The following is a 26,378-nucleotide window of genomic DNA, read 5'->3' on the forward strand; positions in this document are numbered from 1 at the left end:
TGCGCGGCGCTATCCCCTCTCCCCGTGTTTACGGGAAGAAGGTCGGGGTGAGGGGCAAAATCTGGCGCTGCTCGTAGCTGCCCCTCACCCCCGCCCTCTCTCCCCGCCGAAGGGGCGCGGGGAGAGGGAGTTGACGTGAAGGCGGTCTGCGGCGCCTCGCTCAATCCAGGGCCTGTCGTAGGCTCGGCGCGTCTGCTCCTGGCCTTGCCGCGCGCGCGCACCTCCGGCGTACCGGCCGCCGTCTCGGGCGGCGGCGGCACGGGCTTGCCGGATTTGCCCGCGCGCGAGGGGCGCGGCTTCGGGATCCTGTCGTTGTCCTTGGGGGGAGGGGGCATGGGCCGAATATGGCGCGCGCCGAGCGAGTGCTCAAGCGCAGGGTAGCATACATCTTCGCCCTCCCCTCAAGGGGGGAAGGGGAGCCTTAACCGCACATCGCTGAAGCTGCCGCATCGAGGCCGCGATTGGGAGGAACACTGCCTTTCGGGCGGCGTGCAATCGAGGGTTCCAGGTAATGCGTCGAAATACGTTCGTGCTCGCGCTCGCCGTGCTGACGGTTCTGACGGGGGCTACGCAAGCGAAGCCGCGCGCCGTCGTCGTGGCGAAGCCGCGCGCCGTCGTCGAGCTGTTCACCAGCCCGTTCTGCTCCTCCTGCCCGCCCGCCGACGCGCTGTTCGTCGAGCTCGCGCGCCATCCCGACCTCATCACGCTAGTCATGCCGGTCGACTCCTGGGACCGGCCAGGACGCAAGGACGCGCTCGCCAAGCCGGCGTTCACCGAGCGCCAGTCGGCCTACGCCGATGTGCGCAACGAGGACTTCCTCTACACGCCGCAGGCGGTGATCAACGGCGCGGCGCAGGCGGAAGGCTCCGATATCGCCGAGATCGGCGACGCCGTCGCGCAAACGGCCGGCGTGCTGTCGGTACCTGTGAAGGCGATGCCGGTCGGGGAGGAGATCGTCGTGTCCGTCGGCGCGGCGAAGGGTGCGGCATCCTCCGGCGCCATGATCACCGTGCTGCCGTTCGTCGCCTCGCGCGAGATACCCATGCGCGGTGGCGAGACGCTCAGGTATGCGAACCTCGTGCGCGACATCGTGCCGGTCGGACGATGGGACGGCAAGCCGGTCAAACAAAAGCTGCCGCTCAACGACTACGCGCAATACGACGGCATCGTCGTGCTCTTGCAGGCGGGCACGCCGGAGCGGCCCGGCGCCATTCTCGGCGCCACGCGCCTCCCGATCCGCCCTAAGCTCAGCGCGCTGAGGCCGCGGCAACAATGAGTGGCATGCGGCAGCGCGCGTCGTTGTCGACTGACACCGACCTCGTCTCGGCCGGCGTGAAGAGCGCGTAACGAATAGCGGCGGTGGCCGAATAGCAGGACAGTCCGTACGCATCGACGAATAGCAGGACAGTCCGTACGCATCGAGGAGCAACGCGCATGCGCGTCCGCCTGCACACACGTATGATGGCCGCGCTTCTGCTGGCCGCCAGCATCGGATCCGGAGCTGCAGCAGCGCCGCCCACGGTGCTGGAGCTGTTCACCAGCCAGGGTTGCTCATCCTGCCCGCCGGCCGACCGGCTGTTCGCCACGCTCGCCGGCGATCCGCAGTTCATCGTTCTGTCGCTGCCCGTCGACTACTGGGACCGGCTCGGCTGGAAGGATACGTTCGCCAAGCACGCCTTCACCGAGCGCCAGGTGGCGTATTCGCGCATGCGCGGCGACGGGCAGGTCTACACGCCGCAGGCCGTCGTCAACGGCAGCGAGCATGCCAACGGCGGCAACCGCCGCGCCATCGACGCCGCCGCGGCCACGACGGCGCCGGCCGGCGTGCCGCTCATGGCGCAGCACCGCGAAGGCGAAATCGTCGTCACCGTAGGTGCCGCCACCGGCGTTGCCGCGCAGAGAGCAACAATCGTCGTGCTGCCGTACTTCGCTTCGCGCGAGGTGGCCATCGGGCGCGGCGAGAATGCCCGCCACAAGGTCACCTACACCAACATCGCGCGCGACATCATTCTGCTCGGCGAATGGTCGGGTGCGCCGGTGACGCAGAAGATCGCGCTGTCACGCGGCGAGGACTACGACGGCGTCGTCGTCCTGCTGCAGGAGGGATCGCTGCGCAATCCGGGGGCGATCCTCGGCGCCGACCGTATCGCCCTGCGCTAGCGGAGCGCGCGTTCGACCGATCCGCCGGCAGCCGATGCGCGCGGCTCGGACAGTCTGGGGCGCGCGCCAAAGCGCTCATCCGCCTCAGGGCTGGGGACCACAAATGTCCCGCAACCCATCTTTTGGCCCTTGCAAGCCCGGGTAATTGGCCCTAGTCAATGACTGACGCGTCAGTCATAGGAGTTGCCGGATGCCGGAGGCCGTGCCAGCACGCAATCGCAAGGCGGAGCCTGCAGCCCGCCGCGAGGCCATATTGGATGCCGCGCTGACGGTGTTCGCGGAGAGCGGGTTCGAGGCCGCGCGCCTCGATGACGTCGCCGCCAAAGCCGGGGTCGCCAAGGGCACCCTCTACCTCTACTTCAAGGACAAGGAGGCGTTGTTCGAGGAGGTCGTGCGCGGGGCGGCTTCGCCGATCGTCGAGCGCCTCGGCGCGCTCGCCGCCGCTCCCGACCTGCCCATGGCGGCCATGCTCGACGCGATGTTCGAGCTGTTCGAGAAGGAAGTTCTCGGCACCCGCCGCAAGCTCATCATCCGCCTGATCCTCGCCGAAGGCCCGCGCTTTCCGCGCATCGCCGAGTTCTACTATCGCGATGTCGTGGGACGCATCTTGCCGATGGTGGCGAAGATCGCGCAGCGCGCGGCCGAGCGCGGCGAGCTGCCGAACGATGCCATCGCCCGCTACCCGCAGCTCGTTGCCGCGCCGTTGCTGCTCGCCGTCATCTGGGACGCACTGTTCGCGCGCATCAAGCCGCTCGATGTCGCCGACTTTCTGCGCGCGCACCGCGACGTGCTCACCGCGCGCGCAAGGAGCACGCCGCAATGAAACGCCAGCTCGCCGCCCTTGTCCTCGTGCTGCTGGCGGTCGGCGGCGGCGTCGCCTCGTACTACTACCTTGTTCCCCACGACGCGCCGCGCCAGTACCAGGGGTGGGTGGAGGCGGATTTCGTCTTCGTCAGCCCCGACGAGATCGGGCGCATCGAGACGCTGGCCGTTCGCGAAGGCTCGACGGTGCAGGTGGGCTCGCCGCTGTTCACGCTCGATGATGATCTGCAGCGCGCCGCGGTCGCCGACAACGAGGCGGCCGTCACCAATGCCAAGCAGGCCTATGACCGCGCGCAAGTGCTGCTGAAGCGCGCCGTCGGCTCGCAGAAGGCTTTCGACGATGCCGACGCGGCGCTGCGCTCGGCGCAAGCCAAGCTCAACTCGGCGCGCACGCGCCTGGAGCGCCGGGCGCGAGCGAGCCCGGTGGCCGGCACGATCCAGGAAGTCTATTTCCGCGGCGGCGAGATGGTCGAGCCCGGCCGGCCGATCGTTTCCATTCTGCCGCCGCAGAACGTCAAGGTCCGCTTCTTCGTGCCGCAATCGATCTTGCCGAGCGTCGCGATCGGGGACCGCGTGCGCATCAATTGCGATGGCTGCCGCGACGATCTTTACGCGCGCGTCAGCTTCATCTCCGCGCAGGCCGAGTTCTCGCCCCCGGTGATCTACAGCCTCGAGGAGCGCGCGCGGCTGGTGTTCCGCATCGAGGCGCTGCCCGAGCGCCCGGAGGACATGCGCATCGGGCAACCGGCATCCGTCGCGCTGCTCAATGCGCCGCCACGGGAGACCGCTCATGTCGAGAAATGAGGATGACATCGCTATCGATGTCGAGGGGCTTACGAAATCCTTCGACGGCAAAGAGGTAGTGCGCAATCTCTCCCTGCGCGTGCGGCGCGGCGAGATTTACGGCTTTCTCGGCCCCAACGGCTCCGGCAAGACGACGACGCTGCGCATGATCTGCGGGCTGCTGACGCCCGATGGTGGGCACGGCACCTGCCTCGGCTACGACATCATAACCGAGCGCGAGAAGATCAAGCGGCGCGTCGGCTACATGACGCAACGCTTCAGCCTCTACCAGGACCTGTCGATCAAGGAAAACCTGGAGTTCGTGGCGCGCGTCTACGGGCTGCCGAACCCCGGCGCCGCGGTAGTACAGGCCATCGAGCGCCTGGGGCTGCAGGGGCGCGAGCGTCAGCTGGCCGGCACGCTCTCCGGCGGCTGGAAGCAGCGCCTGGCGCTCGGCGCCTGCATCCTTCCCAAGCCCGACCTGCTGCTGCTCGACGAGCCGACCGCCGGCGTCGATCCGAAGGCGCGGCGCGAGTTCTGGGGCGAGATCCACAAGCTCGCCGCCGACGGCATGACCGTGCTCGTCTCCACCCATTACATGGACGAGGCCGAGCGCTGCCACGAGATCGCTTACATCGCCTACGGCGAGCTGTTGGCGCAGGGCACCATCCCGCAGGTCATCGAGGACTCGCGCCTGCGCACCTATACCGTGAGCGGCCCAGAGATCAACGATCTTGCGGAAAAGCTGGTCGGCATGCCCGGCGTCGACATGGTGGCGCCGTTCGGCACCAGCCTGCACGTCGCCGGCCGCGACGCCGCGGCCTTGGACGACACGGTGGCGAAGCTTGAGGGTAATCTTACCTCGCGTCTGTCGGAGCCGTCTCTGGAGGATGTCTTCATCGATCTTATGTCGCGGTCGCAGGACAATTTCCGATGAGCGCCCTTGCTGTCAGCCACTGGCCGGGCGCGCTGGTGCGCACGGCGGCGATGTTCTCCAAGGAGTTCGTGCAGCTGCGGCGCGACCGGCTAACCTTCGGCACCATGATCTTCATCCCGCTGCTGCAGCTCACGCTGTTCGGCTTTGCCATCAACACGACGCCGCGCCATCTGCCGACGGCCGTGCTCGCCTACGAGGACAGCGACGTGGGCCGCTCGATTCTCGCCGCGCTGCGCAACACGACCTACTTCGACCTGGTCGAGGTCGTGCACTCGGAAAGCGAGATGGATGGCCTGATGCGCTCCGGGAATGTTCTGTTCGGGGTCGAGATACCGGCGGGCTTCGAGCGCGCCGTGCGCCGCGGCGACAGGCCGGCGTTGCTGGTCGCCGCCGATGCCACCGATCCGGTTGCCGCCGGAACCGCTCTCGGTGCGCTCGAGGGCGTCGTGTCGACCGCCCTGGCGCGCGATCGCAGCGTGCCGGAAACTCGGCAATCCGTGACCCCGTTCGAGATACGCCAGCACCGGCGCTACAACCCGGCGGCGGTGACGAGCCTCAACATCGTTCCCGGTCTGCTGGGCGTGATCCTCACCATGACTATGCTCATTTTCACCGCGCTGTCGGTCACGCGCGAGATCGAGCGCGGCACGATGGAAAGCCTGCTCGCCATGCCCATCCAGCCGCTCGAGATCATGATCGGCAAGATTACGCCGTATATCGCCATCGGCTTTTTGCAGGCGGCACTGATCCTCTCCTTCGGTACCCTCGTGTTCGAGGTGCCGATCACCGGCAGCATCGGGCTGCTGGCGCTGCTCAGCACACTGTTCATCGCCACCAACCTGTCGATCGGCTACACCTTCTCGACCATCGCCGAGAACCAGCTGCAGGCGATTCAGATGTCGTTCATGTTCTTCCTGCCCAACATCCTGCTTTCCGGCTTCATGTTTCCCTTCGCCGGCATGCCGGGCTGGGCGCAGATGATCGGCGAAGCACTGCCACTCACGCACTATATCCGCATCGTGCGCGGGGCATCATGCTGAAGGGTGCCGATCTCTACGACCTGCATCGCGAGGCCTTGGCGCTGCTGGCGCTCATGACGCTGGCCATGACCTTCGCCGTGCGCCGCTTCCGCCGCACGCTCGACTGAGCCGCCTGACGATGCAAACGCTGTTGTTCCCCGCGTAACACCGTGTGCGTATCGTGCATCCTATAGATCCGCTCCCCCAAGGACGGATCCACGCAGTGCTCATCACCGGCGGCAAGTTGATCTCCAGCCAGGAAGCGAAGGCGCTGCTCGCGCCGGTGCTCGCACGCCACATGGCGCCGCGCGACCTGCAGATCGCGCTCGACGACGAGCTCAATTTCGCCGACGAGTACGACCGCAGCGGTGTGCTGCTGCTGCCTGACGGCGCGGCGATTGATGGCGACCTCGCCCTCGACTACGAATGTGCCGAGTACGATGGAAAGAGCTTTCGCGGCGTACTAGCGCTCGGCTCGCTGGCAGTCCACGGCGACATCCTCAATGCGAACGTCGACGGCGGCCCGTTCCTCGCCGTGCTCGGCCCGCTCACCGTGCGCCACATCATCAAAGGCGGTGCGCCGCTCATCGCCGCCGGCCCAATTATCTCCGCCGGCACGATCTACTGCGAATACAACCACGGCAGCTTCCGCGCCTGGGGTGGCATCACCGCGCAGGGGATCGTCATCGACGATCAGAGCTACGACATCTCCGGCCCGGTCAGCGGCATCAAGGTCGTGCTCTGGCAGGACGATGCGACGCAGTACCTGCTGCCTGAATTCTTCTACGAGAACGATGACGGAACGCTCGAGGCGAACGACGACTTGAGCGAGACGCTCAAGGCGCGGATCCGCGCCGGCGAACCGATCTTTCGCGACGACGCGCTGGGGATATAGGTCCATTCAAATGTCTGACAGCAGCACTACATCGGCCGCATCATCGCGCGCCGGGCGCATCCTCGGCGCCGTCGTCATGCATCTGATCCTCGGCAGCGTGACGCTCCTTGGCATTCTCGCTTCGGTGGGCGCCATCGGCGCTTTCCGGCGTGGCGATGCCGACCTCGCGACGGCCGTGATCTGCACCGTCGTCGGCGGCGTGTTCACCGCCTTCGGACTCGGCCTCTACTATCTTCACTACATCGACGCTCCGGCTCGCGCTGCGCGCGAGGAGCGCCGCGCGGCACTGCATCCAGGCGCGCCGTGGATGCTCAATGCGGACTGGGCCGCGCGCAAGGTCGTCGACCGCTCGAGCCTCGCCGTCACCATCTTCCTGTGGATCTGGTCGGCCGGCTGGTGCGGCGCCTGCGCCTTCATCTGGAGTGTCAACCACGACAAGATCGTCGCCGCCGTGCGCTCCTCGTGGGTCGATGCCGCCTTCGCGGTCATCCTGCCGCTTTGCGGCCTCATCGGCGTGCTGTGCGCCATCGGGGCCACCCGCACATGGTGGCGCTACGGCGCCTCGACGCTACGCATCGACACGCTACCCGGCTATCTCGGCGATAGCTTTCGCGGCGTCGTCGTCGTCCGCATGCCCTCGCCCGTGCCACTCGAAGTCGAGATCGCCTGCGAGCGCCGCACCTGGCACTGGTCGCGGGATTCGAAAGGCCGCCGCACCAAGAAATGGAGCACCGAGATGGTCTGGTCGGAAACCTATCCCATCGAGACCGGCCGCTTGATGCGCCTAAAGGACGGAACGACGACCATTCCCATCGACCTGCCGCTTCCCGATAGCCAGCCGCCTTGCGCGCTCGACGAGGATGGCGCCGGCATCCAGTGGACGCTCTACGTGCGCACCGACTACGAGCGTGCCAGAGCGACACCGACCCAGCCCGCACCTGGCTATAACGCGCAGTTCCTCATTCCGGTCTACGCCCGCGACTAGCCGCGTGCACGGCGCACTGCGAGCTCCAGCGCTTCGAGAAAGCGCGAGCGGTCCTGGCGCGCGAAGCTGGCGTTATAGCCTTTGCTCTCGCCCGTTTCGCGCAGGTGGGCGGAGAGCTCGCGCATGGCCAGCGCCATGCCGATGCTGGCTTCGGTGAACGGCTTGCCCGTCGGGCCGATCACCTGCGCGCCCTTCTTCAGGCAGCGCGCTGCGAGCGGGATATCGGCAGTGACCGCAATGTCCGGAGCACCGATGTGCTCGACGATCCAGTCGTCGGCCGCGTCCGGCCCGTCGGCAACGATGATGCGCTTGACCAGCGGGCCGTCAGGCAGCCGCATCCACGAGTTCGACACGAAATGCAGAGGCAGGCCGTGCCGCTCGGCGACGCGCAGCGCCTCGTCCTTGACCGGACAGGCGTCGGCATCGACGTAGATGGTAGGTGTTGTGGTCGCGCTGCTCACGCGCCGCTGTTTAGCGATATCCACTGCGCATGCAAGCTCGGCCGCGTGGGGCTGCTGCGAAACACTGCATATTTGGGCGCTCGCAGCGTCACATCATGCAGCCCATGCCCGTAAGCAAGCTGTCGGCTTTCTTCTTCTGATCTTCACTCAGCGCGGCATAGAGGGCTGCCAACGCGGGCTTGATCTCCTTCAGCGATTGAAGCCGCGACTCCATCGTCGAGATGTGCAGATCGAGGCGTTCGACGGGATTGCCGGACCGCATGCCGCCCATCATGGACGTTCGCATCTTCTGCATGCTCTCTAGGTTCTCGCGCAACGCTGCGGCGTAAGCATCCCAGGCCTCCTTCTGGGCATCGGTGACGCCGAGCTCGGCCTTGATGAAGGCGATGCGGCCCTCGACAAACGATGGTGCGCCAGCCTCGCGCGCCATCATCCCCATCATTGGGCAGCCGCCGCCCATCATTCCCATCATGCCGCCGCGGCCCATCCCCTGGTGGCCCATCATTCCCGGGCCCATCCTCTCGCCGTCCATCATTCCCATGCCGGCCGGCGAGTCGCCCTGCTCGGCATCAGGCTGCTGCGCCAAGCTGGTTGTCGCCGTTGCAAATAGCGCGACCGCGAGAGTGGCTAGCGCGACGACTGCAATTCGTCTCATGGCTCGTGCTCCAGACTCTGATGATCGACGTTGAATGTTAAGCCTTGCGAGATCGAATACGTTGATCCGCATCAACGGGCATCGCCGCTGATGCGGCGCCGATTCGCAAGCACTCCCGCGCGCTCAGTGCATAGGCTCGGAGAGCAGTTTGGCGAGCCCGGCGGCGTCGAGGACCTTGTCGGTCATGCCCGCAGCCGGCGTGCGACAATCGGCGTCCATCACCGGGCCCGGCTTTACGGCAGCGACGAGGCGCTCCCATACCGCGGGAGAGATCGAGCTCTGCCCCCACGTGGCGGACAGCAGGTAGCGCACCTTGGCATGCTTCCTGGCCGCGTTCTCGAGCACGCCGATGACCTGCGGTCCGTGCATCTTCAGGAGGGTCTCGAGCGCACCCGCGCCCAGCAGCGCAACGTGCGCGCCCGTCCGGCACTCGTCGAGGGCGGCGAGGATGAAGGTAACGGCGGCCTCGGGGGCCGTCTGCATCATCTCGTCGACGCAGTCGTAAGCGCGCATGCGATCGGACTTCTCCTCGCGCGTGCCGTCAGCGGGCGGGATTTTCAGCAGCATGCGGGCGAGCCGCTGCGGATCGAACGTGCCGTCGGCCGTGACGCAGACGGGCTCGGCGCCGTCGAACCGGCAATCGAAGCAGCTCCACGTGCGGTTCATTGGCTCGATCCCCGCTCGGCGTACGGAACGCTTGTAGCATTGTTCTTTGCGCAGCTTTGCGGTCGCAATGGGAATTGCGGCGCCGCGCCAGTGGAAAGCCTGTGGCGCTCACGTCCCGCCTAATATCCGGGCAGGATCAGACAATAGCGTTCAAAGGGCAATACGCTGGCTAATTGGGGTTCGCAAAAGCAGAAGGAGGTGCACAATTTTCTCGGTTGCCTGGCGCCGAGGCGACGCACTGAACACCCTTAGTCAGCTCGATACGCCTCGTAGCCGATTCGCGGGGCGGGAGGCGTGAACCCGCGCCTGATCCAGCCAAATGGCGATGGCCCGGATGCAAGTCCGGGCCATCGCGATGGGCTCTCTGCGCCGGCTATTCGGCGGCCGCCAATGCGGGCTCCATCTCCATCGGCGCAGCCGCCTCGGTCTTCGTCTCGCCCATGATCTTCTTGATGTGCCTCTGCTCCATGGCGATCTGCCACAAGAAGAAGAGGGCGAAGAAGCCGAGCAGGCCGATGGCGAAGACGTATTCCATACCGGCGAACGGGTAGGCGGCGCCGAGTTCCGGCAACTTTGCTAGTGACGACAATCCGGTCGACATGGATTTCTCCTTTCGCTGGGTTGGATCAGATCTTGGCTTCTTTCTGCTGCAGTGCCTCGAACGCCGCCTCGGTACCTGACAGCGCCGGGTAGGTCATGGTGACGACCTCGCCGTCGAGGCCCTTGATCTCGACGGGCGCCGGCACGCGCAGCAGGCGGAAGCCCTTGAGCAGCATGCCGAGGATGTAGCCGGGGATCAGACCGAACCCGAGGGCGAAGACGAGCGACACGATGGTGTTGCCCATCGGCGTGACGATGGGCAGGCCCTCGGCGTTGGTGCCGAACCAGCCGGCGCCTTCCGACAGCGTGATCAGCGCGCCGGCGCTGGGCATCACTGCCGGGTAGCCCCACAGCAGAAAGCCGGCGGCGATGCCGCCGAACAAGCCGCAGTAGCCGTGCACCGCAACCGCGCCGACCGCGTCGTCGATCTTGAACCGACGCTCGACGAAGTTGTGCAGCATGTAGGCGAGCGCGGTTCCCGCCGAGGCGACGGCCAGCGCCAGGATCGGATGGTAGAAGTCGTTGCCGGCACTGGCGCTGATGATGCCGGCCAGTCCCCCGGAGTAGGTCCAGAACGCGTTGCCGCCGGAGATCAGGTAGGCGGTGATCATGCCGCCGAACAGCGCGAACAGGAAGTTGAGCGTGACGCCCGACAGGGTGATGGGCACGCCGTAGATGTTCGTCGTCGTCCAGTAAGCGGCCTGGCCTTCTGCGGCGACATTCACGATCGGGATGTGGCAGGCGGCATAGAAGCCGAAGAAGCCGATGTAGATCATGAAAATGCCGAGCGTCACCATCCACGGATTGTGGGCCGGGATCTCGCGTGGCTCGCCTTTGGGGCCGAACTTGCCGATGCGCGGACCGAGCGCCATGAGAACGCCGAGGGCGGCGAATCCAGCCGGGGCATGCAGCACCGCCGAGCAGTATTGGTCGTGGAAGCCGAGGTACTGCGCCATCCAGCCGTTACCGGCCCAACCCCAGGCGGCGGGGATGACCCAGGCGACGGCGCCGACATAGACGGCGATGATCAGGAAGCCGGTGGTCTTGGCGCGCTCGATGATGGAGCCCGACACGATCGATGCCGCCGTCATGCCGAACAGCGCAAAGGCAGCCCAGAACACACCCGAGATGTGATCCGAGAGATTTGGCGCCAGCTTCTGCGACCACGGCTCGAAACCGGTTTCCAGGCTGACCGATGGCGAGGCGACGGGCCACGCCTGCAAGGCGATGTACAGCCACATGCCGAACAAGAGGAAGGCGAGCCCGACGACCGGGATCGCCATGGTGTTCTTGAGCAGCGTGTGCTGCACGTTCTTGGTGCGCGATACGCCGACCTCGTACATGCAGAAGCCGACGTGGATGAAGAACATCAGCACGACGGTCATGAAGAAGTAGAACTCCGTGAACAGCGTCGTCAGCGCTGTCGTTTCATTGGCCATACGCCTCTCCCACCTTTGAGTCGCCTCACACATGGTCCCGCGCAGCTCCCGCTCGGTTGCGTGAGCTGCAAATAATTTCACCACAGTGCAAATCCCATACCGCTTCTGCGAGGCGCTCCCGGCCAGCGCTGTCGACGCCGCACAGCGGTTTGAAAATGCGAGGATTTCTTAAAGCGGCGACGCTGGCGGTGGCGTCGTGGGCGGGCGACCGCAAAGCGGTCAAGGCGGGGGCAGATGGCGAAAAAAGCGTTCAATCGCCCTTCAGACAGGCAAAGTGCTTGCGGGTGTGACTAGCGCTCCTGGAGGCGTGACATGGGCCCACGCCGTCACGCCACAGCGTGGCGGCAGGCCTCGCCGATGCACGCGATGTGGCGACCATCGGTACCGCAGCAGCCACCGACGATGCGGATGTGCGGGAAGCGCCGCAGCAGCGCGCGGTACTGGGCACCGAGCTCGCCGGGATCGCCGGCGTCGAGATCGGACGCCTCGTTCAGCTCAGCATGGCTGCGCTTGGAGGCATTCGCCCGTACGCCGCGCAGACGCTCGAGCCAGGCGCCCCCCGCGGCCAGCGTCGCCTCGAAGTGCGTCGGGTGCGCGCAGTTGATCATGTAGTAGGCGGGATAGCCATCGGTGGCAGCATCCACCGCCGCGATCGCATCGCCGAGACGATCGCCGGTCGGCAGCTTGCCGTCGGTCTCCAACGTGAACGACAGCGCTACCGGCATGCGCGCCGCCTCGGCGGCGCGCGGGATGCCGATCGCTTCGTTGCTATTGGTGAGCGTGAAGGCGGTCAGCATGTCGGCGTCGGTGTCGGCGAACACCCCGATCTGCTCGGCGTGATAGGTCTGCGCCTCCGCGGCGCTCATCAACGCGCCCGGCACGTAGCCGTCCCCGCGCGGACCCAGCGTGGCGTTTACCACCATCGGCATGTCCGCCGTTTCGTATTCCTCGCGCAGCTCCAGTGTCAGCGAGACGGCGTCGCGATTGACGGCGGCTAAGGCTTCCTTTGAATAACCGAGCTTCTGGCCCCAGTCGGCGCTCGCCCGCCACGTCGCCGTATCGAGGATGAAGCCGTAGCCGTTGGCGCGCGCCACCTCGATGTGCGGGCAATAGTAGTCGCGCAGCATCTCGTGACCCTCGAGGGTGCGCCAAAGATCGAACGCGGCGAAGTGCGGCAGCTCGATGCCCCTGTGGAAGATCAGCGTCGTCTCGAGCCCGCCATCGGTGAGGAACAGGCCGCTGTCGAGTTGCGGCAGGCGGTGGCGGTATTTGGCCATTTTGGTCTCCGATCGTTCGCTTCGCTCCGACGCGCGCGAACCTATTGGCCCTGACATTACGGGGCTAGCAAACTCGTGGTGTAGTAGAGGGGATGCGGTTTGGGAAGCTTCGCGCGTGCCGACGCGCTCAACGACGATCCGCTGCACGGCTTCCTCGTCGGGCGGGAGCTGCTCGCCGCACTCGTCAGAGAATTGCTAGCCGGGCATCCCGGCTGCCTCTTCGCCGCCTACTGCTACCAGGACAGATTGTTCGACCAGCAGGTGCGCGATCTCAGCGCGCAGGCGGTGCTCGCCTGGCGCCAGCGCTTCCGCACTCGCATCGATCAGATCGCCGCGCGCTATCGGCCGCGCATCGCCGTCGACCTCGACGACCTCGACGACAGGCTATCGGCGGTCGCGGGCGGCGGCATCATCTTGTCGAAGGTGCTGAAGGACAAAGGCGGCGCTGCCGCGGCAGATCATGCTCTACCGCGACTTCGTGCGCGCCATCTTCCTCGCTGCGTGAGCGAAGGGATGCCCTTCACTTAATCATGCGGTGCTTCCAGTGCTTGCGGTGCTTCCAGTATTTGCCGTGCTTATAGCCCACCACCGCGCCGGCGTCGGCGGTCCGGTAGCCGTGATGTCCGGCCTTCTTCCATTTGCATGCGGCGGCGGGAGAGCTGATCGCAATGGCGGCAACAAGCAAGGCTGCCGCCGCAGCGGCAGAATAGGGGATCGGCGTCATCGGCATTCTCCACTTTGCATTCGGAGGCGGTGCTTGAGGGGCACCCGTTGCGCAACAACTTGCGGCGGCTTTGGTTCCCGTCAGCTGCCCCGTCCCCCTGGCGTACGGTCCCCCGGCCGCGATCGCCGGCCCGGTTGATTGCTCGTCAACTTGGGCGCCGGCTCGGCTCGCGCTTCGCTGCCCAATCAAAGAACTGGGCGGCTGATTATCCGCACACGGTGTGGCGGCCAGCGCCTTCCCCGCGGGGCGCCGTGGCGCTAGGCTCGGCCGGCGAGCGACGCATAGGGGGCGTGCGCCCATAGAGGATGCTCGGTTCAATGATCGCAGATGCTCCGGTAGCGCGCCTCAAAGCCGCGGCACCGATCGAGGTCGTCCGGCAATTCAACGAGGCCTGGGCGGCGGGTGACATCGATGGCGGCATGCGCCTCGTCGCCGATCACGCCGTCTATGCGCTCTACATATCCGGCGACCTGTTGCCGATCGGCGGCGAGACGGTCGGGCGCGTCAACATCGAGGCGGGGCTGCGCCAGGTGCGCAGCGATTTCGAGTATCTTCTGTTTCGGCCGCTGGACCTCAAGGTGAAGGGCGACGAGGTGCGCTATCAGGTCGAGTTCATGTACCGCCACCGGCGCAGCGGCGAGGTCTTGAACGGCCGCTTCCGCCTCATCATGCGTGTCGAGAACGGGTTGATCGTGCGTGCCGACGAGTATCACGACCGCGCCAAGGTGGAGGCCTTCCTGCGCCTCTTCGCCTGCCCGCCGTGACGCGACCGACGCCGGCAACGGCCGCCGTCAGCTTTTGATCCCAAAACGGACCTCCGGCAACAACTACACAAATCCATCGCGGCTTACTTGGATTGCGCATTCCACAGGGACAACCAGCTGATATCCTCCTTCCCAGAAGATAACCGTCTCGGGTCGTGCCTGAACATGTCCGACACTTGGTATATTCATCGAGCAGGATCTCAATATGGCCCTTACTCCGAGCAGGCCTTTCGTTGTTTCGCTCGCGATGGCCATCTGCAGCCTGACGACTTGGTCTGGTTCGAGGGCGCACAAAACTGGATGCCCGGCGCATCCTTCCTCAGTCCTACACCCTCCACACCGCCGGATTCATTGACGCCTGATCCGACTAGCTCGTGCGTACCGTCTTCGCCTCGAAGGCGATTCCTAAACGCCTACGCGTTCCTAGCCATCTTGTTCCTGATGGCTATGGGCGCGCTTGCCGTACTCGAGCCGGCTTCAATCCCATATCGTCTTGCCGGTGCGCTAAATGGTGCGGTCTTCGGCGGGCTGGCAGGCGGGTTGGCCGCGCTCGTCTTATTTTTGGTTCGCAAGGCACTGAGTCCCCTACCAATAGCGGTCGCAGCTTTCGCGGGATTCGTCTTCGCGCAAGCGGCTGAATACTCGATCAATTCTGTGGGTAGCGGGATCTATGAGCAGGCTGTCAAGCCTCGCGTCACAAAGCATATCATAGCGCAAGAACTCGATAAGCATCCGGTCTTTCGACTTCTCGGGGAGGCAGATGCCGCCGCATATCAGGAACTCCGCAACGAAATTGCAAAGCGGGCAGCAGCGGGCGCGTCCGGATCTGAAATCAGTGCGTATTCGGAAGCTTATGTCGCAAATTTCCGGCGACTGAACGCACATCACGTCATTATAGCGCCACCTGAATACCTCGAAGATGTGGTGCAATCCACGTACGCGATCACAGCCTATCTTCAGAGGCGAAACGTGGCGCTTTGCCGAGCATTCGTGGTGGAAGGCTTCGCATCTTCGCAGATGCGCACCCTATCTACTGATCCCCAATTCTCCACGCTACTCATGGATAATGCCAAGGTGTTGTTTGCAGCGATTGCAGCAGGCAAGAAGTCACCCGCCAGCTACTCTGCGCTCGGCGAAGCTGATGTTGAGCTAGCGTCGCAGCAACTAATTCTCAAAGGCTGGACGGATGACATGCGACTTGCTCTTGCGGAACCGCGGCGTCTCCAAGCACTGCCACCCGAACAGGCATGTAAAGTTCAACTGGAGTGGCTTGAGGCGCTATCCCACTTGCCTGTTGAGCCACGAGCGCGGTGGCATAGGGAGATTCTTGCGACCGCGGTCCAGCGGTAGCTCCCAAGGCCTTCGCGACCCTGACCACGAGCGAAGTTATAATTCGCTCATTAGGACGGCCCCTGCGAGTATGTCGAATGTCGGCTTCTGGCCCTCAGCCGACCTGGGGAGCGGTGGCGGTTCATGTCGGTTCAGGGTTATCCCCGCGCTCCAAACCTCGTGCACACTCCACCCATCCCTGCCCGTCACGAGGGACGCATCAGCTGAGCGGCCGACGCGGGGCAGAGACGGTGCCCGGTTGAGGCGGCGTTGCTTTCCGTTCGCAGCGTCGACGCGAGACTAGCTCTCTCACAGGCCGGGGCGACGACCGAGGCTGTGCGCCGCCGGCAACGGCACGCACGGACGCCCTTCGTCAGCGGCGCTCTTGCATCCCCTAGGCATCACCTAGAAGGAGCGCAGCCGGCTAGAGGTCCTGAGCGAATGATAGCCCGGCCGCTAATACCCGCCGGGTAGGATCGAAGGCCCGCTGACGATGACGTTGCACCCTCGGCACGGCAGTAGCCGACGCGGGCGCCGAAAGGTCGCCGGATTGTTACTAGGATGGCGGTCGTTTGGCGCCCGCGCTCCCTCGCTCTTTGAAAACCTCGGGGTGATGCACCCGCGAGACCTAGAACGCGTGCTGCTGGCTCAGGTGTCATCCTCGGCTTTAGGCCGAGGACCCACCTGTCAACGAACTCCGACCTTGGAAGGAGAAAGCGCTCCCCGCAACACGAACCGCGACCTAGGGAGCAAGTCGAGGACTGGGTCCTCGGGACAAGCCCGAGGATGACAGTGTGGGGAGCGAGCCGCGCCCACGTTTGTCAGCCCGAACGAGACTCGGGCCCAGCGTAAGGAGACACGCAGTGACCACTCCTCCCCTGGGTCCCGGATCACCTCGCTAAGGCTCGGATGTCCGGAATGACAGACGGAGGTTTGGAGGGCGCCGATCTCAGCGCTTGGAGCGGCGGTGGCGACGCGCGCGCCGGCGCGGCGCCGGAGCCGCCGTCGGCTCGGCCACGGCCACCGTCTCGATGCGCGACTTCGGCACCAGGTGCACCACCTTGTAGCCGCGCGCTTTCAGCTCGGCGAGCAGCGCCGGGATCGCCTTGGCCGTCGATCCGTGGATGTCGTGGAACAGGATGATGCCGCGGCCGGTCTTGTCGAGCCCGCTGAGCACGTTGTGCATGACCTTCTCGGGCTTGCGCCAGCGCCAATCGAAGCTGTCGACGTCGATGCCGAACACGGCGATGTTGCGCTTGGCGAGGTAGTCGCGCACGCGCTGGGGGTCGCTCAGGTACGGGAAGCGGAAGAAGGGCGCAACGCCGTTCGGCAGCGTCGCCTCGGCGATGTTGATGGCGCTCTCGATCTGCTGCTCGGCTTGCCCCATGGATGCGCCGCCGAGATTGCGGTGCGTGTGGGTGTGGGTGCCGACGGTGTGTCCCTCGGCCTGCACTTGGCGCGCCACGTCGGGGAACTCCTTGAGCATGCGGCCGACATGGAAGAACGTCGCTTTGGTGCACTGGGCGGCGAGCGCGTCGAGAATCTGGCGGGTGAACTCGGGGTGCGGGCCGTCATCGAAGGTGAGGACGACCTCGCCCTTTTCGAGCAGGGGCTTGGGCGGATACTGCTCGCCGTACTCGCCGCCGCCCGCGGTGTCGACCTCGGCGACGCGGGAAACGCCGAGCGTATCGGCGCAGTCGATGGTGCTGGCCTTGGCCGGCGCGGTCTCTCCCGCCACGGCGCTCTCCGGAGGGGCGTTGACCTTGACGACGTTGTCCTCGGCGCGCGCCGTGGCGGCGGCGAGCATGAGAGCGGCAGCGAGCAGCAGCTTCTTCATGTCGAACGTCCCTCCCGCATCATCGACTTGTCACCGAGCCGCTGCCGCGAGGCAAGCCGCAAAGCATCGCTCGGCCGGCTTAACCGCGGATGAAGCGCGTGTGTGGCCGGCGGGCGACGCAAGGGTTCGGAGGGAGTGTATCGCACAAGGGGGCACGAGCATCGGCCGCGTGCCCCCATCGAAAAGGGATCTCGATCCTCAGGCGTCGGGGCAGGGATTGCCGCCCATGCTCTGCATCGCTTTCTGGATTTCCTTCGCGGTCATGTCGCGCTGATGCGTGGCGATCGACCAGGAATGCCCGAAGGGATCCTTGAGCACACCGTAGCGGTCGCCCCAGAACATGTCGGCGACCGGCATGACGGTGATGGCGCCGGCCTTGACTGCGCGTGCGAAGGCCTTGTCGACGTCGGGAACATTGAGGTGCACAGTGACGGGCGAGCCCTTCAGCGCCAGCGGCGACAGGGCGCCGTGTTCGGGCATCTCGTCGACCAGCATCACCCTGGCGCCGTTGATCTGCACGGCGGCGTGCATCAACCTGCCGTCGGGGCCCGGCAGACGGATCAGCTCCACGGCGCCGAACGCTTTTTTGTAGAAGTCGATCGCCTTCGCTGCGCCGCGCACGACGAGGTGCGGGGACAATGCCGGCCCGTTGTGCTTGGCGCCGGAGGCCGTCGGCGTGGCGCTCGCCTTGGCTTTCGCAGCCGGCTTGGCTTGCGCCTTCGTCGCTGTCTTGCTCATCGGGCGTCCTCCTGATGTTTGGGTGTTTGAAACAGCAGTTCCACGTAGCGGCGCAGGTGATCGATGCTTTCGGCGGCCACTTGCGCGCTGCCGCGAGCTTTGGCGAGGATGAAAGCGCCCTGCAGCACCGCCTGCATGTGGAGGGCGAGGCTCTTGGCCGTCCACGACGGGGCGAGCCGGCGCTGCGCGATGGCGGCGGCGATATCGGGCTCCACCTTTTCGGCATGCGTGAGGATGGCGCGGGCGCAGGCATCGCGAATGGCGGGGTTCGACGCGTACGTCTCCTGCACCATCGTACCGGCGAGGCAGGTGAACTCGGGGATATCGCCGACGAGGATGGCTTTGCGAAAGTCGATGTAGCCGAGCACACGGTCGAGCGGGTCGCGGTGGGCGTGATATGGGGCGCTGGCAAACAGCGCCCCCGTCGTCTCCGACCAGAAGTCGGCGGCGGCGACGGCGAGGTCCTCCTTGCTCCTGAAGTGATGGAAGAAGGCGCCCTTGGTGACGCCGGCCGCGGCGCACAGGTCGTCGACGCTGGTCGCCGCGTAGCCCTTGGTGCGGATCACGGCCAAAGCCGAGCCGAGGATCTTGTTACGAGCGGACGGTTTGGCGGTCGGACCCATGGGCTCCTCACGGCTCGGCATCACAATACCGACCAGTCGGTATGTTTGTCAATCGCGGGGGTGATCGGGGCAGGGCAAGCGCGGCGGGATCGGATAAGCGAACTGTGCCGCATGAAGCGGCAGTTTGAGACGCGCGAACTGTGCCGGAGCGTTGCGGGCGCTGAAAAACTAGCCGCCAGCGCCGTCGCAGGCGATCTTGGCGCTGGGACAGCTGCACTGATAGTTGACGTCGTCGCAGCTCATCTGTGTCGGCTGCGCGCCCTCGCAGGCGCAGGTGATGCTCACGGCGTTGGCGCTGCCGCGTTGGCGGTGTGGTAGACCGAGTAGCCCTTGCCCTCGCTGGCCGGCTGCGCGCCGACGGCGACCGGCGCGCCGGACACCATGAATTGAGTCGTGTGGGCGAGTGCGGGGACGGACACCGCCGATACGATCGCGGCGGCGGCGGCCAATGCTTTCAAGCTTGGCATGGGTCGCTTCGTTGGGTTTCCTGACGCGGGCGCGGCAGGGCTCGCCGCCCATTGGTCGCGTCCGAGAAGCGATTGCACCCGGCAAATCTGCAAGGCCGCGTCCGATTGGCGGCGAGAATACCCCTCGCAATTTCACAGATAGAAGCACCATCTGCCCCCATCGACGAAGGCGGCACCCTCGCTCAATGGTCACGAGCCGAAGGCTATCGCTCGGCGACAGGGCAGCGTCTCGACAGCGCGCTGCGGCTGCGGCTTACTCCGCCGGCACAGCCACCGGAGCAAGACCTCACATGCCACTTCCGACGATCTCGGCAAGGATGCTGCCGATCGCCTTTCTCTCGCTCTCCAACGTCTTCATGACCTTTGCCTGGTACGGGCACCTGCGCTTCAAGCAGCAGCCGCTGGCGGTGGTGATCGTGGTTTCGTGGCTCATCGCCTTCTTCGAGTATTGTCTCGCCGTGCCGGCCAACCGGTACGGTAGCGCGGTCTACTCGGCGGCCGAGCTGAAGACCATGCAGGAGGTCATTACGCTGTCGGTATTTGCGATCTTCTCAGTGCTCTACCTGAAGGAGCCGGTCGGCCCGAACCAGCTCATCGGCTTCGCCTTCATCGCGCTGGGAGCATTCTTTGTCTTCTCGGGGCGTGCCTGAAGCAGGTAAGGTCGGCGCGCAAAACGACAATCGCGCCGCGGCAATGCTCGAGGAGACCCCATGGCTGAAACACGCACCGCCCTGGTCACGGGGGCCAACCGCGGCATCGGGCTGGAGATCGTCAAACAGCTGTCACGCGCCGGCCTGATGGCGGTGCTGTGCTCGCGCGACCTTGCCAAGGGGAGGGAGGCAGCCGCCAAGCTCGCCTCCGAGGGCCTGGAGCCGCCGGCGGTGGCGCTCGACGTGACGGATGCGGCCAGCATTCGCGCCGCCGTCGACGAGGTCATGAGCCTGTTCGGGCGCATCGACGTCCTCATCAACAACGCCGGCATTTTGCGCGAGGGGTTCACGGCCGAGGAGACGAGCGTGCTCGAGGTGTCGCCCGACCTCGTTCTCGAGACCTACCAAACGAACACGGTGGGGCCGCTGCGCATGATCCAGGCGGTGGTGCCAATCATGCAGAAGGGCGGCTATGGGCGCATTGTCAATCTGTCGTCGGGTGCCGGTCAGCTGTCGGACATGGGTGCCGGCTTCCCCGCCTATCGCATGTCGAAGGCGGCCCTCAATGCGCTGACGCGCGTGACCGCGGCCGAGCTCGGACCGGCGCCGATCAAGGTCAACGCCATGTGCCCGGGGTGGGTACGCACCGACATGGGCGGTCCCAATGCCACGCGCCCCGTCGAGAAGGGAGCCGAGACGGCAGTATGGCTGGCGACGCTGCCCGAAACCGGGCCAACGGGCGGCTTCTTCCGCGACAAGGCGCCGATCCCTTGGTGAGCGGCGACGCGCGCCGCTTAGACGCCGCGCACCAGATTGCCGACCATCAGTGTGATGTAGGCGGTGATGGCCAGCCAGAATTCCTGGTGCGGCAGGTAGCGCGGGACGCCGACGAAGCCGAGCTTGGTGACGAGCGCGAGAATGGCGAGCGTCAGCGAGATGAGGAAGATGGCAATGGTCGGCGGGTTGAGACGCATGACAAAGACTTCCCCCAGTTAGCAACCGTATTGGCCGGTCAGGCGCCCACCACGGCGCGCTAATCCCCTCGCGACGAGAGCGAGCATACCATGGGGGATGGGCGTGAAGGCAATACGTCAGCCTGGCTGACGCGAGGGTGGCGTCAGTCGCCGGCAGCGAGCCGTGTCGCGAAGGTCAGAGAGTGCGTGCAGCCTTGACGGACGAAAGCGCGGGAAGCTCGTCTCCGGCCTCGATCAGGAAGCGCACGGGACGGCTGTGTGGATTGCCCTCGTCGCGGCAGGTCACCAGGAGCAGCGGCGTGGGACGCTCGGAGGAGATCGGCAGCACTTGGCTGTCAAGCTTGTCGACGGTGACGACATTGAGCACCCGTTCGCGCCCGTTGGACGTGATGGTGATGCGATCACCGACGGCGACCGGCTTGGAGACGGCGGGGCTGGCATCGTGCACCAGATGGGTCAGCCAGAACTCTTCGCTGCCGGCAATGACGGGGAGCGGTTTGCCGGGAGCGGCCTTGCCGTCCATATCGGCAATGGCACGCTGGAAGCCGCGCTCGACCACCGCTTCGCCGTTGCCGAGGGTCATCGCGGCAGCACCGAGGCCGGCGGCCGCCAAGCCCAAGACGGCGATTGGCAGGTTCTTCCGGATGGCGCCCGTGCCCATGATCAGCTCCGCTTCTTTCCTTTACCCGGCCAGTCCGGGACCCAAGTTAAACGGCTGAGGGCCGAGTACAATAGCCGCATTACCGAAATGTTAGGAGTGGAGGAGAGACCGTCAAGGGCTCCCAGCAGAGCCGGGCCCCTCCTCCACAGCACCTCACCGCGGGGAGGCGTACTCGCGGCGAAGGTGTCGGAAAAAGGCGAGGTTAAGGGCGACAATCCCGGAAAAGACGCCCGCCAGCAGCAGCATCGCCGTTCCTTTCGGCAACTGGCGCGGGGTGGTGAAGCCGGAGGCCTGCGGCACCGGAACCGCGGTGGCAACCACGGCGGCGGCAATCAACGGGCTGTCATCGAGCGAGAATTTCAGCAATTCACCAGCACTGGAGCTGATGGAAAGGAGCCCGCCGAGCCGATGCGTGGCGGCCGAGTTGCGCTCGTAGGCGCCGACCGCCAGAGCGAAGGTGACGAAGAGGATGAGCCCGATGCATACATCGGCTGTGGTTCGCAAGACCAACCTCAAGTGCCCCGCTTCGGACATCGCATGAGATCCTTGTTGGTTTCACGCCGGCGCACGAGCCGGCGCTGCTCCGTGATGTGACGATGGTCTTCCCCGTTCGTGGCGGGTGTGGGGACACATTGTGGCGATTGCGGCGTATTGTTTTGATTAATGCAGTCTGCATGATGTTTGTTGCGCATCGGTCACAAGCAGAGGCTCCAGGCCGTGATTCTCGCGCTCAAAATGCGCGCGCCGAAGCAACGGCGCGATGTATTGAAGTCACCGCAGGCTGCGGATAGTGTCCGCGCCGCTTGCAGCAAACGATCATCCGAAAGGCTTCCGTCCATGGGCTTCATCGCCGACAGCTTGAACCGCATTCAGCCATCCGCGACGATCGCGGTGTCGACGAAGGCGCGTCAGCTGAAAGCGGCGGGGCGGGACGTCATCTCGCTGTCGGCAGGCGAGCCGGATTTCGACACGCCCGACAACATCAAGCAGGCGGCGGTCAAAGCACTGGCCGAGGGCAAGACCAAATACACCGACGTCGACGGGACGCCCGAGCTCAAGGCGGCGATCGTGCGCAAGTTCAAGCGCGAGAACAACCTCGACTACAAGCCGAACCAGATCTCGGTTGGCACGGGCGGCAAGCAGGTGATCTACAACGCACTGCTCGCCACGCTGAACTCGGGCGATGAAGTGATCATCCCGGCTCCATGCTGGGTGTCGTACGCCGACATCGTCATGCTGGCCGACGCCAAGCCGGTGTTCGTCGATACCAAGCTCGAGGACGGCTACCGGCTGAAGCCGGCGGCCCTCGAGGCCGCGATCACGCCGAAGACCAAGTGGCTGATCTTCAACTCGCCGTCGAACCCGACCGGTGCCGCCTACTCGAAGGACGAGATCAAGGCGCTGACGGACGTGCTCCTGAAACACCCGCACGTGTGGATCATGACCGACGACATCTACGAGCACCTGCTCTACGACGGGCTGAAGTTCCATACCGTCGCCGAGGTCGAGCCCGCACTCTTTGATCGCACGCTGACCGTCAACGGTTTGTCGAAAGCCTACTGTATGACCGGCTGGCGGCTCGGCTATGCCGGCGGTCCGGTTCAGCTCATCGACGCCATGCGCAAGCTGCAGTCGCAGTCGACCTCTAATCCGTCCTCGATCACGCAGGCGGCGGCGGTCGAGGCGCTCGACGGTCCGCAAGACTTCATTGCCAAGAACAACACCAAGTTCGTCGAGCGGCGCGACCTCGTCGTGTCGATGCTGAACCAGGCGAGCGGTCTCAAGTGTCCGAAGCCGGAAGGCGCGTTCTACGTCTATCCGAGCTGCGCGGGGGCCATCGGCAAGACCAGCACCTCGGGCAAGAAGATCGCCAACGACGAGGATTTCGCCACCGCGCTGCTGGAAGAAGAAGGCGTCGCAGTTGTGCACGGCGCCGCCTTCGCCTCCTCGCCGGCTTTCCGGGTCTCGTACGCGACGTCCAAGGAGATCCTGGAGGACGCCTGCCGGCGCATTCAGCGCTTCTGCGGCAACCTTCGTTAGTGGGGCCCCGGTGCCCATGCGACAGGCGTCGAAACGCCCTTGCGCCACTTGCCTGATGTGGCGCGTTGGGCTTGCCGCAACGGCTATTGCTGTGCTCGTTAGTTGGCTGGCGACAAAAGCCTGAAGTCGCACCAAGGCGCGCCCATTACGAGCGGCATTGAAGGTCTAATCTCACGCCGCCGCGCGGTGCCCCCAGTGGTCGGCGAGCCAAGCCCGCAACCACATGCGGCGCAAGGACCGCTGCGCGTTGGCGAGCATGCTCCGCTGCGGGGCGCGATGGACGACGACAGCGGTCGATTGCGGCATGCGCACGACCTCTGCCCGCGGCTCGCAAGTCTCTTCGGCCGCCATGGCATAGCCCGCCGCATGGGCAGCCGAAATGAGCGTCTTCATACTCATCGCACGCCTCTGTTTTTGTGGGTCAACGCCTCCGTGACCCGCACGGTTTGCCCCGAATGGCCTTGAGCGAACCGTTAATTCATCATGCGTCAAAAAGGTTCCGTGGCAAGTATTTTCGGTTGTGCCACTGCGAATTGGAGCAGCGAATTCTGCACCTGTGTTGTGCGTCGCAATATTCGTCAGCGAACGACTTCGCTCGGCAACTCTTCACACAAGTGAAACACATTTCTAATTCGCCGGGGCTTGCGCGGCTTACGGGGCGGCGCCAACATGCAGACAGTCGCGCTCCTCCCAGAGGCGCGAGGCGCGCGGTCGTCGCGGGCGCGCGCCTCCAAACACCAGGAGGAAGCAATGGCGCAGTCGGATGGACATAAAGCGGGAGCCAATGGGAGCGCCCGCTCCCGCTGCATCGCACTCGTTGGACCCTATCTCAGCGGCAAGACCACGCTTCTCGAGGCCATCCTGGCACGCACCGGGGCGATCCTGCGCCCGGGCAGCGTCTCGGAGAAGACATCGGTCGGCGACGCCAGCCCCGAGGCGCGCGATCATGGGATGAGCGTTTCGCTCAACGTCGCCGACATCTCCTTCCTCGGCGACAATTTCACCTTCGTCGACTGCCCAGGCTCGATCGAATTCCAGTACGAAGGCGCGCTTGCTCTCACGGCTTGCGATGCGGCCGTGGTGGTATGCGAGGCCGATGCGCGCCGCGTGCCGGCGCTGCAGATCATCCTCAAGCAGCTCGAGGATCGCGGCATTCCGCACTTCCTGTTCATCAACAAGGTCGACGAGTCCGCCGTGCCCTTGCGCGAGCTCATCCCCTTGCTGCAGCCAGCAAGTGCGCGCCCGCTCGTGCTGCGGCAGATTCCCATCTGGGAGAACGGCGTCGCCACCGGCTTCGTCGACCTGGCGTCGGAGCGCGCCTTCGTCTATCGCGCCAACGCCCCCTCGGAGATCGTCGAGCTCCCCGCCGCTGTATCGGAGCGCGAGAAAGAGGCGCGCTTCCACATGCTGGAGCAGCTCGCCGATCACGACGACGAGCTGATGGAGCAGCTTCTCTCCGACATCCCAACCTCGCGCGACAAGGTCTTCCAAGACCTGACGCAGGAGTTCCGCGACGGTCTAATCTGCCCGGTGCTGCTCGGCTCGGCGCGCGACAATCACGGCGTCTTCCGGCTGCTGAAGGCGCTGCGCCATGAGGCGCCCACGGTCGAGGTGACGGCGCGCCGTTTGAAGCTGGAGAACGCCAAGTCTGCCGCCTACGTCATGAAGACGCTGCATACGGCGCATGGCGGCAAGCTCTCGCTCGCGCGCGTCTTAACCGGCGAGTTCGGCGATGGCACGGTTGTCACCGGCCCGGAGGGCCGCGATGAGCGCGCCGCCGGTGTATTCGCGCTGCGCGGCGAGGAGCCGATCAAGCGCGGCACCGCCAAGGCCGGTGAGACGGTGGCACTGGGCCGGCTGGAGAGCATCAAGTCGGGCGATACGATCAGCGCCGAGAAAGGCGGCGCGGTGCAGGCCAAAGGCTCGCCCGCTCTGCCCCCGGTGTTCGGCATCGGCCTCGGGCTCAAGGACCGCAAGGACGAGGTGAAGCTGACGGCGGCGCTCGGCAAGCTGTTGGAGGACGATCCCTCGCTAAGTGTCGAGATGAACAACGACACGCACCAGATGCTGCTGCTGGGGCAGGGCGAAATGCATCTGCGCGTCTCGCTCGAGCGTCTGCAGCGCAAGTTCGGTGTCGCCGTCGAGCGTCAACCGCGCCACGTGCCCTACAAGGAGACGATCCGGGCCGGAACGCAGGTGCGCGGGCGGCACAAGAAGCAGTCCGGCGGTCATGGGCAGTTCGGCGACGTGGTCTTGGATATCCAGCCGCGGCCACGTGGCGCCGGCTTCGAGTTCAACGAGAAGATCACCGGCGGCGTCGTTCCGCGCCAGTTCATCCCGTCGGTGGAGATTGGTGTCAAAGACTACCTGCAGCACGGGCCGCTCGGCTTTCCGGTCGTCGACGTGGCGGTGACGCTGCTCGATGGCTCCTATCACACCGTCGACTCTTCCGACATGGCGTTCCGCCAGGCAGCGCGCATCGGCATGAGCGATGGCTTGCCCAAGTGTTCGCCGGTGCTCTTGGAGCCGGTGATGGCGGTTGAGATCGCGGTGCCGAGCGAGGCCACGGCGCGCATCAACGCCATCATCGCCCAGCGGCGCGGACAGATCCTCGGCTTCGATGCGCGCGAGGGCTGGAGCGGCTGGGACGTGGTGCAAGCGCAGATGCCAGCCTCCGAGATGGAGAACCTCATCGTCGATTTGCGCTCGGCAACCTCCGGCGTCGGGACGTACACCGCGCACTTCGATCATCTTGCCGAGCTCACGGGGCGCCTCGCCGACCAGGTGCTGGCCGCGCACCGGCAGGCGGCCGAATGAGGTCTTAAGTCCGCGGCAACAATGTCGGCGCCGCGGACTTGACCTTCCTAGAGTG

At 65.5% G+C, this 26,378-nt stretch carries 29 protein-coding genes and 2 pseudogenes; 16 read left to right on the forward strand and 15 right to left on the reverse strand.

Annotation, left to right across the window (positions count from 1 at the left end; translation table 11 throughout):
- Positions 1 to 511 precede the first annotated feature (511 nt).
- From F9K20_RS10350 to F9K20_RS10385, 8 genes and pseudogenes are all read left to right on the forward strand, one after another.
- Complete coding sequence (locus F9K20_RS10350; protein ID WP_291000912.1) at positions 512 to 1,276, forward strand: thioredoxin family protein; 765 nt, start codon at positions 512 to 514, stop codon at positions 1,274 to 1,276.
- Positions 1,277 to 1,434: 158 nt separating this feature from the next.
- A complete protein-coding gene (locus tag F9K20_RS10355) occupies positions 1,435 to 2,160 on the forward strand; it encodes a thioredoxin family protein (RefSeq protein WP_291000915.1) in 726 nt (241 codons plus the stop codon).
- A 190-nt stretch (positions 2,161 to 2,350) separates the two neighbouring features.
- Positions 2,351 to 2,983, forward strand: coding sequence for a TetR/AcrR family transcriptional regulator (locus F9K20_RS10360; RefSeq protein WP_291000918.1), 633 nt, complete (start codon positions 2,351 to 2,353; stop codon positions 2,981 to 2,983).
- The gene (locus F9K20_RS10365; protein ID WP_291000921.1) at positions 2,980 to 3,786 is read left to right on the forward strand and encodes an HlyD family secretion protein; all 807 of its coding nucleotides are present in this window, start codon (positions 2,980 to 2,982) and stop codon (positions 3,784 to 3,786) included. The genes F9K20_RS10360 and F9K20_RS10365 overlap by 4 nt, the downstream gene beginning before the upstream one ends.
- Positions 3,773 to 4,702: an ABC transporter ATP-binding protein gene (locus tag F9K20_RS10370; RefSeq protein ID WP_291000923.1), complete on the forward strand. Its 930-nt coding sequence runs from the start codon at positions 3,773 to 3,775 to the stop codon at positions 4,700 to 4,702. The genes F9K20_RS10365 and F9K20_RS10370 overlap by 14 nt, the downstream gene beginning before the upstream one ends.
- Positions 4,699 to 5,849, forward strand: a pseudogene (locus F9K20_RS10375) (ABC transporter permease). Before F9K20_RS10370 ends, F9K20_RS10375 begins: the two are co-directional and overlap by 4 nt.
- A gap of 95 nt (positions 5,850 to 5,944) precedes the next feature.
- Complete coding sequence (locus F9K20_RS10380) at positions 5,945 to 6,616, forward strand: hypothetical protein (protein WP_291000925.1); 672 nt, start codon at positions 5,945 to 5,947, stop codon at positions 6,614 to 6,616.
- A 10-nt stretch (positions 6,617 to 6,626) separates the two neighbouring features.
- Positions 6,627 to 7,601 carry a hypothetical protein gene (locus tag F9K20_RS10385; RefSeq protein ID WP_291000926.1) on the forward strand — a complete coding sequence of 325 codons (975 nt, stop codon included), beginning with the start codon at positions 6,627 to 6,629 and terminating at the stop codon, positions 7,599 to 7,601.
- Here the strand turns inward: F9K20_RS10385 and F9K20_RS10390 are convergent.
- From F9K20_RS10390 to F9K20_RS10415, 6 genes are all read right to left on the reverse strand, one after another.
- Complete coding sequence (locus F9K20_RS10390; RefSeq protein ID WP_291000928.1) at positions 7,598 to 8,062, reverse strand: YaiI/YqxD family protein; 465 nt, start codon at positions 8,060 to 8,062, stop codon at positions 7,598 to 7,600. The genes F9K20_RS10385 and F9K20_RS10390 overlap by 4 nt on opposite strands.
- An 88-nt stretch (positions 8,063 to 8,150) precedes the next feature.
- Complete coding sequence (locus F9K20_RS10395) at positions 8,151 to 8,717, reverse strand: Spy/CpxP family protein refolding chaperone (protein ID WP_291000931.1); 567 nt, start codon at positions 8,715 to 8,717, stop codon at positions 8,151 to 8,153.
- A gap of 123 nt (positions 8,718 to 8,840) precedes the next feature.
- Positions 8,841 to 9,383, reverse strand: coding sequence for a DUF6869 domain-containing protein (locus tag F9K20_RS10400; protein WP_291000934.1), 543 nt, complete (start codon positions 9,381 to 9,383; stop codon positions 8,841 to 8,843).
- A 373-nt stretch (positions 9,384 to 9,756) separates the two neighbouring features.
- Complete coding sequence (locus F9K20_RS10405; RefSeq protein WP_291000936.1) at positions 9,757 to 9,984, reverse strand: hypothetical protein; 228 nt, start codon at positions 9,982 to 9,984, stop codon at positions 9,757 to 9,759.
- Between the two features lie 25 nt (positions 9,985 to 10,009).
- A complete protein-coding gene (locus tag F9K20_RS10410; RefSeq protein WP_291000938.1) occupies positions 10,010 to 11,422 on the reverse strand; it encodes an ammonium transporter in 1,413 nt (470 codons plus the stop codon).
- A gap of 326 nt (positions 11,423 to 11,748) precedes the next feature.
- Positions 11,749 to 12,699, reverse strand: a complete 951-nt coding sequence (locus tag F9K20_RS10415; protein ID WP_291000941.1) for a homocysteine S-methyltransferase family protein — start codon at positions 12,697 to 12,699, stop codon at positions 11,749 to 11,751.
- Positions 12,700 to 12,798: 99 nt separating this feature from the next.
- Here F9K20_RS10415 and F9K20_RS10420 point away from each other — a divergent pair, with 99 nt between their 5' ends.
- Positions 12,799 to 13,227: a hypothetical protein gene (locus F9K20_RS10420; protein WP_291000944.1), complete on the forward strand. Its 429-nt coding sequence runs from the start codon at positions 12,799 to 12,801 to the stop codon at positions 13,225 to 13,227.
- Here the strand turns inward: F9K20_RS10420 and F9K20_RS10425 are convergent.
- Positions 13,220 to 13,423: a hypothetical protein gene (locus tag F9K20_RS10425; protein ID WP_291000947.1), complete on the reverse strand. Its 204-nt coding sequence runs from the start codon at positions 13,421 to 13,423 to the stop codon at positions 13,220 to 13,222. The genes F9K20_RS10420 and F9K20_RS10425 overlap by 8 nt on opposite strands.
- A gap of 317 nt (positions 13,424 to 13,740) precedes the next feature.
- Between F9K20_RS10425 and F9K20_RS10430 the strand changes: the two genes are divergently transcribed.
- The 3 genes and pseudogenes from F9K20_RS10430 to F9K20_RS10435 all read left to right on the forward strand — a co-directional run bounded on the left by F9K20_RS10430 (position 13,741) and on the right by F9K20_RS10435 (position 15,537).
- Entirely contained in the window at positions 13,741 to 14,187 is a 447-nt protein-coding gene (locus tag F9K20_RS10430; protein ID WP_291000950.1) for a nuclear transport factor 2 family protein, read from the forward strand.
- A 165-nt stretch (positions 14,188 to 14,352) separates the two neighbouring features.
- Positions 14,353 to 14,484, forward strand: a pseudogene (locus F9K20_RS21295) (DUF4339 domain-containing protein); the annotation flags it as partial.
- A 135-nt stretch (positions 14,485 to 14,619) separates the two neighbouring features.
- Positions 14,620 to 15,537 (forward strand): hypothetical protein, encoded by a 918-nt coding sequence (locus F9K20_RS10435; protein ID WP_291000952.1) that lies wholly within the window; start codon positions 14,620 to 14,622, stop codon positions 15,535 to 15,537.
- Positions 15,538 to 16,465: 928 nt separating this feature from the next.
- On the opposite strand, the gene F9K20_RS10440 is transcribed toward F9K20_RS10435, so the two are convergent.
- From F9K20_RS10440 to F9K20_RS10455, 4 genes are all read right to left on the reverse strand, one after another.
- Entirely contained in the window at positions 16,466 to 17,353 is an 888-nt protein-coding gene (locus F9K20_RS10440) for a polysaccharide deacetylase family protein (protein ID WP_291000955.1), read from the reverse strand.
- Between the two features lie 198 nt (positions 17,354 to 17,551).
- Positions 17,552 to 18,091, reverse strand: a complete 540-nt coding sequence (locus tag F9K20_RS10445; protein WP_291000958.1) for a VOC family protein — start codon at positions 18,089 to 18,091, stop codon at positions 17,552 to 17,554.
- On the reverse strand, positions 18,088 to 18,714 hold the full coding sequence (locus F9K20_RS10450; protein ID WP_291000961.1) for a TetR/AcrR family transcriptional regulator: 627 nt from the start codon (positions 18,712 to 18,714) through the stop codon (positions 18,088 to 18,090). Before F9K20_RS10450 ends, F9K20_RS10445 begins: the two co-directional genes overlap by 4 nt.
- Before the next feature lie 281 nt (positions 18,715 to 18,995).
- A complete protein-coding gene (locus F9K20_RS10455) occupies positions 18,996 to 19,181 on the reverse strand; it encodes a hypothetical protein (RefSeq protein WP_291000964.1) in 186 nt (61 codons plus the stop codon).
- 290 nt (positions 19,182 to 19,471) lie between these two features.
- On the opposite strand from F9K20_RS10455, the gene F9K20_RS10460 reads away from it, so the two are divergent.
- Positions 19,472 to 19,831 carry a DMT family protein gene (locus F9K20_RS10460; protein WP_291000966.1) on the forward strand — a complete coding sequence of 120 codons (360 nt, stop codon included), beginning with the start codon at positions 19,472 to 19,474 and terminating at the stop codon, positions 19,829 to 19,831.
- 60 nt (positions 19,832 to 19,891) lie between these two features.
- Complete coding sequence (locus F9K20_RS10465) at positions 19,892 to 20,608, forward strand: SDR family oxidoreductase (protein WP_291000968.1); 717 nt, start codon at positions 19,892 to 19,894, stop codon at positions 20,606 to 20,608.
- Positions 20,609 to 20,625: 17 nt separating this feature from the next.
- On the opposite strand, the gene F9K20_RS10470 is transcribed toward F9K20_RS10465, so the two are convergent.
- The 3 genes from F9K20_RS10470 to F9K20_RS10480 form a co-directional block, all read right to left on the reverse strand.
- Positions 20,626 to 20,805 carry a hypothetical protein gene (locus tag F9K20_RS10470; protein ID WP_291000970.1) on the reverse strand — a complete coding sequence of 60 codons (180 nt, stop codon included), beginning with the start codon at positions 20,803 to 20,805 and terminating at the stop codon, positions 20,626 to 20,628.
- Between the two features lie 175 nt (positions 20,806 to 20,980).
- Positions 20,981 to 21,466, reverse strand: coding sequence for a hypothetical protein (locus F9K20_RS10475; RefSeq protein ID WP_291000973.1), 486 nt, complete (start codon positions 21,464 to 21,466; stop codon positions 20,981 to 20,983).
- Positions 21,467 to 21,619: 153 nt separating this feature from the next.
- Complete coding sequence (locus F9K20_RS10480) at positions 21,620 to 21,970, reverse strand: hypothetical protein (RefSeq protein ID WP_291000976.1); 351 nt, start codon at positions 21,968 to 21,970, stop codon at positions 21,620 to 21,622.
- Positions 21,971 to 22,303: 333 nt separating this feature from the next.
- Between F9K20_RS10480 and F9K20_RS10485 the strand changes: the two genes are divergently transcribed.
- Positions 22,304 to 23,506 (forward strand): pyridoxal phosphate-dependent aminotransferase, encoded by a 1,203-nt coding sequence (locus F9K20_RS10485; protein ID WP_291000979.1) that lies wholly within the window; start codon positions 22,304 to 22,306, stop codon positions 23,504 to 23,506.
- A 171-nt stretch (positions 23,507 to 23,677) separates the two neighbouring features.
- Here the strand turns inward: F9K20_RS10485 and F9K20_RS10490 are convergent, their stop codons facing one another.
- Complete coding sequence (locus tag F9K20_RS10490) at positions 23,678 to 23,905, reverse strand: hypothetical protein (RefSeq protein ID WP_291000981.1); 228 nt, start codon at positions 23,903 to 23,905, stop codon at positions 23,678 to 23,680.
- A 351-nt stretch (positions 23,906 to 24,256) separates the two neighbouring features.
- Here F9K20_RS10490 and F9K20_RS10495 point away from each other — a divergent pair, with 351 nt between their 5' ends.
- On the forward strand, positions 24,257 to 26,323 hold the full coding sequence (locus F9K20_RS10495; RefSeq protein ID WP_291000983.1) for an elongation factor G: 2,067 nt from the start codon (positions 24,257 to 24,259) through the stop codon (positions 26,321 to 26,323).
- Positions 26,324 to 26,378: the final 55 nt, after the last annotated feature.

Source organism: Hyphomicrobium sp. (assembly GCF_009026145.1).
Taxonomy (GTDB): domain Bacteria; phylum Pseudomonadota; class Alphaproteobacteria; order Rhizobiales; family Hyphomicrobiaceae; genus Hyphomicrobium_A.

Excerpts from the sequence above, each read along its gene's own strand:
- F9K20_RS10350 (WP_291000912.1), top strand. The coding sequence starts at position 512 with ATGCGTCGAAATACGTTCGTGCTCGCGCTCGCCGTGCTGACGGTTCTG.
- F9K20_RS10355 (WP_291000915.1), top strand. The coding sequence starts at position 1,435 with ATGCGCGTCCGCCTGCACACACGTATGATGGCCGCGCTTCTGCTGGCC.
- F9K20_RS10360 (WP_291000918.1), top strand. The coding sequence starts at position 2,351 with ATGCCGGAGGCCGTGCCAGCACGCAATCGCAAGGCGGAGCCTGCAGCC.
- F9K20_RS10365 (WP_291000921.1), top strand. The coding sequence starts at position 2,980 with ATGAAACGCCAGCTCGCCGCCCTTGTCCTCGTGCTGCTGGCGGTCGGC.
- F9K20_RS10370 (WP_291000923.1), top strand. The coding sequence starts at position 3,773 with ATGTCGAGAAATGAGGATGACATCGCTATCGATGTCGAGGGGCTTACG.
- F9K20_RS10385 (WP_291000926.1), top strand. The coding sequence starts at position 6,627 with ATGTCTGACAGCAGCACTACATCGGCCGCATCATCGCGCGCCGGGCGC.
- F9K20_RS10395 (WP_291000931.1), bottom strand. The coding sequence starts at position 8,717 with ATGAGACGAATTGCAGTCGTCGCGCTAGCCACTCTCGCGGTCGCGCTA.
- F9K20_RS10400 (WP_291000934.1), bottom strand. The coding sequence starts at position 9,383 with ATGAACCGCACGTGGAGCTGCTTCGATTGCCGGTTCGACGGCGCCGAG.
- F9K20_RS10405 (WP_291000936.1), bottom strand. The coding sequence starts at position 9,984 with ATGTCGACCGGATTGTCGTCACTAGCAAAGTTGCCGGAACTCGGCGCC.
- F9K20_RS10410 (WP_291000938.1), bottom strand. The coding sequence starts at position 11,422 with ATGGCCAATGAAACGACAGCGCTGACGACGCTGTTCACGGAGTTCTAC.
- F9K20_RS10415 (WP_291000941.1), bottom strand. The coding sequence starts at position 12,699 with ATGGCCAAATACCGCCACCGCCTGCCGCAACTCGACAGCGGCCTGTTC.
- F9K20_RS10425 (WP_291000947.1), bottom strand. The coding sequence starts at position 13,423 with ATGACGCCGATCCCCTATTCTGCCGCTGCGGCGGCAGCCTTGCTTGTT.
- F9K20_RS10430 (WP_291000950.1), top strand. The coding sequence starts at position 13,741 with ATGATCGCAGATGCTCCGGTAGCGCGCCTCAAAGCCGCGGCACCGATC.
- F9K20_RS10440 (WP_291000955.1), bottom strand. The coding sequence starts at position 17,353 with ATGAAGAAGCTGCTGCTCGCTGCCGCTCTCATGCTCGCCGCCGCCACG.
- F9K20_RS10445 (WP_291000958.1), bottom strand. The coding sequence starts at position 18,091 with ATGAGCAAGACAGCGACGAAGGCGCAAGCCAAGCCGGCTGCGAAAGCC.
- F9K20_RS10450 (WP_291000961.1), bottom strand. The coding sequence starts at position 18,714 with ATGGGTCCGACCGCCAAACCGTCCGCTCGTAACAAGATCCTCGGCTCG.
- F9K20_RS10455 (WP_291000964.1), bottom strand. The coding sequence starts at position 19,181 with ATGCCAAGCTTGAAAGCATTGGCCGCCGCCGCCGCGATCGTATCGGCG.
- F9K20_RS10460 (WP_291000966.1), top strand. The coding sequence starts at position 19,472 with ATGCCACTTCCGACGATCTCGGCAAGGATGCTGCCGATCGCCTTTCTC.
- F9K20_RS10465 (WP_291000968.1), top strand. The coding sequence starts at position 19,892 with ATGGCTGAAACACGCACCGCCCTGGTCACGGGGGCCAACCGCGGCATC.
- F9K20_RS10470 (WP_291000970.1), bottom strand. The coding sequence starts at position 20,805 with ATGCGTCTCAACCCGCCGACCATTGCCATCTTCCTCATCTCGCTGACG.
- F9K20_RS10475 (WP_291000973.1), bottom strand. The coding sequence starts at position 21,466 with ATGGGCACGGGCGCCATCCGGAAGAACCTGCCAATCGCCGTCTTGGGC.
- F9K20_RS10485 (WP_291000979.1), top strand. The coding sequence starts at position 22,304 with ATGGGCTTCATCGCCGACAGCTTGAACCGCATTCAGCCATCCGCGACG.
- F9K20_RS10490 (WP_291000981.1), bottom strand. The coding sequence starts at position 23,905 with ATGAGTATGAAGACGCTCATTTCGGCTGCCCATGCGGCGGGCTATGCC.
- F9K20_RS10495 (WP_291000983.1), top strand. The coding sequence starts at position 24,257 with ATGGCGCAGTCGGATGGACATAAAGCGGGAGCCAATGGGAGCGCCCGC.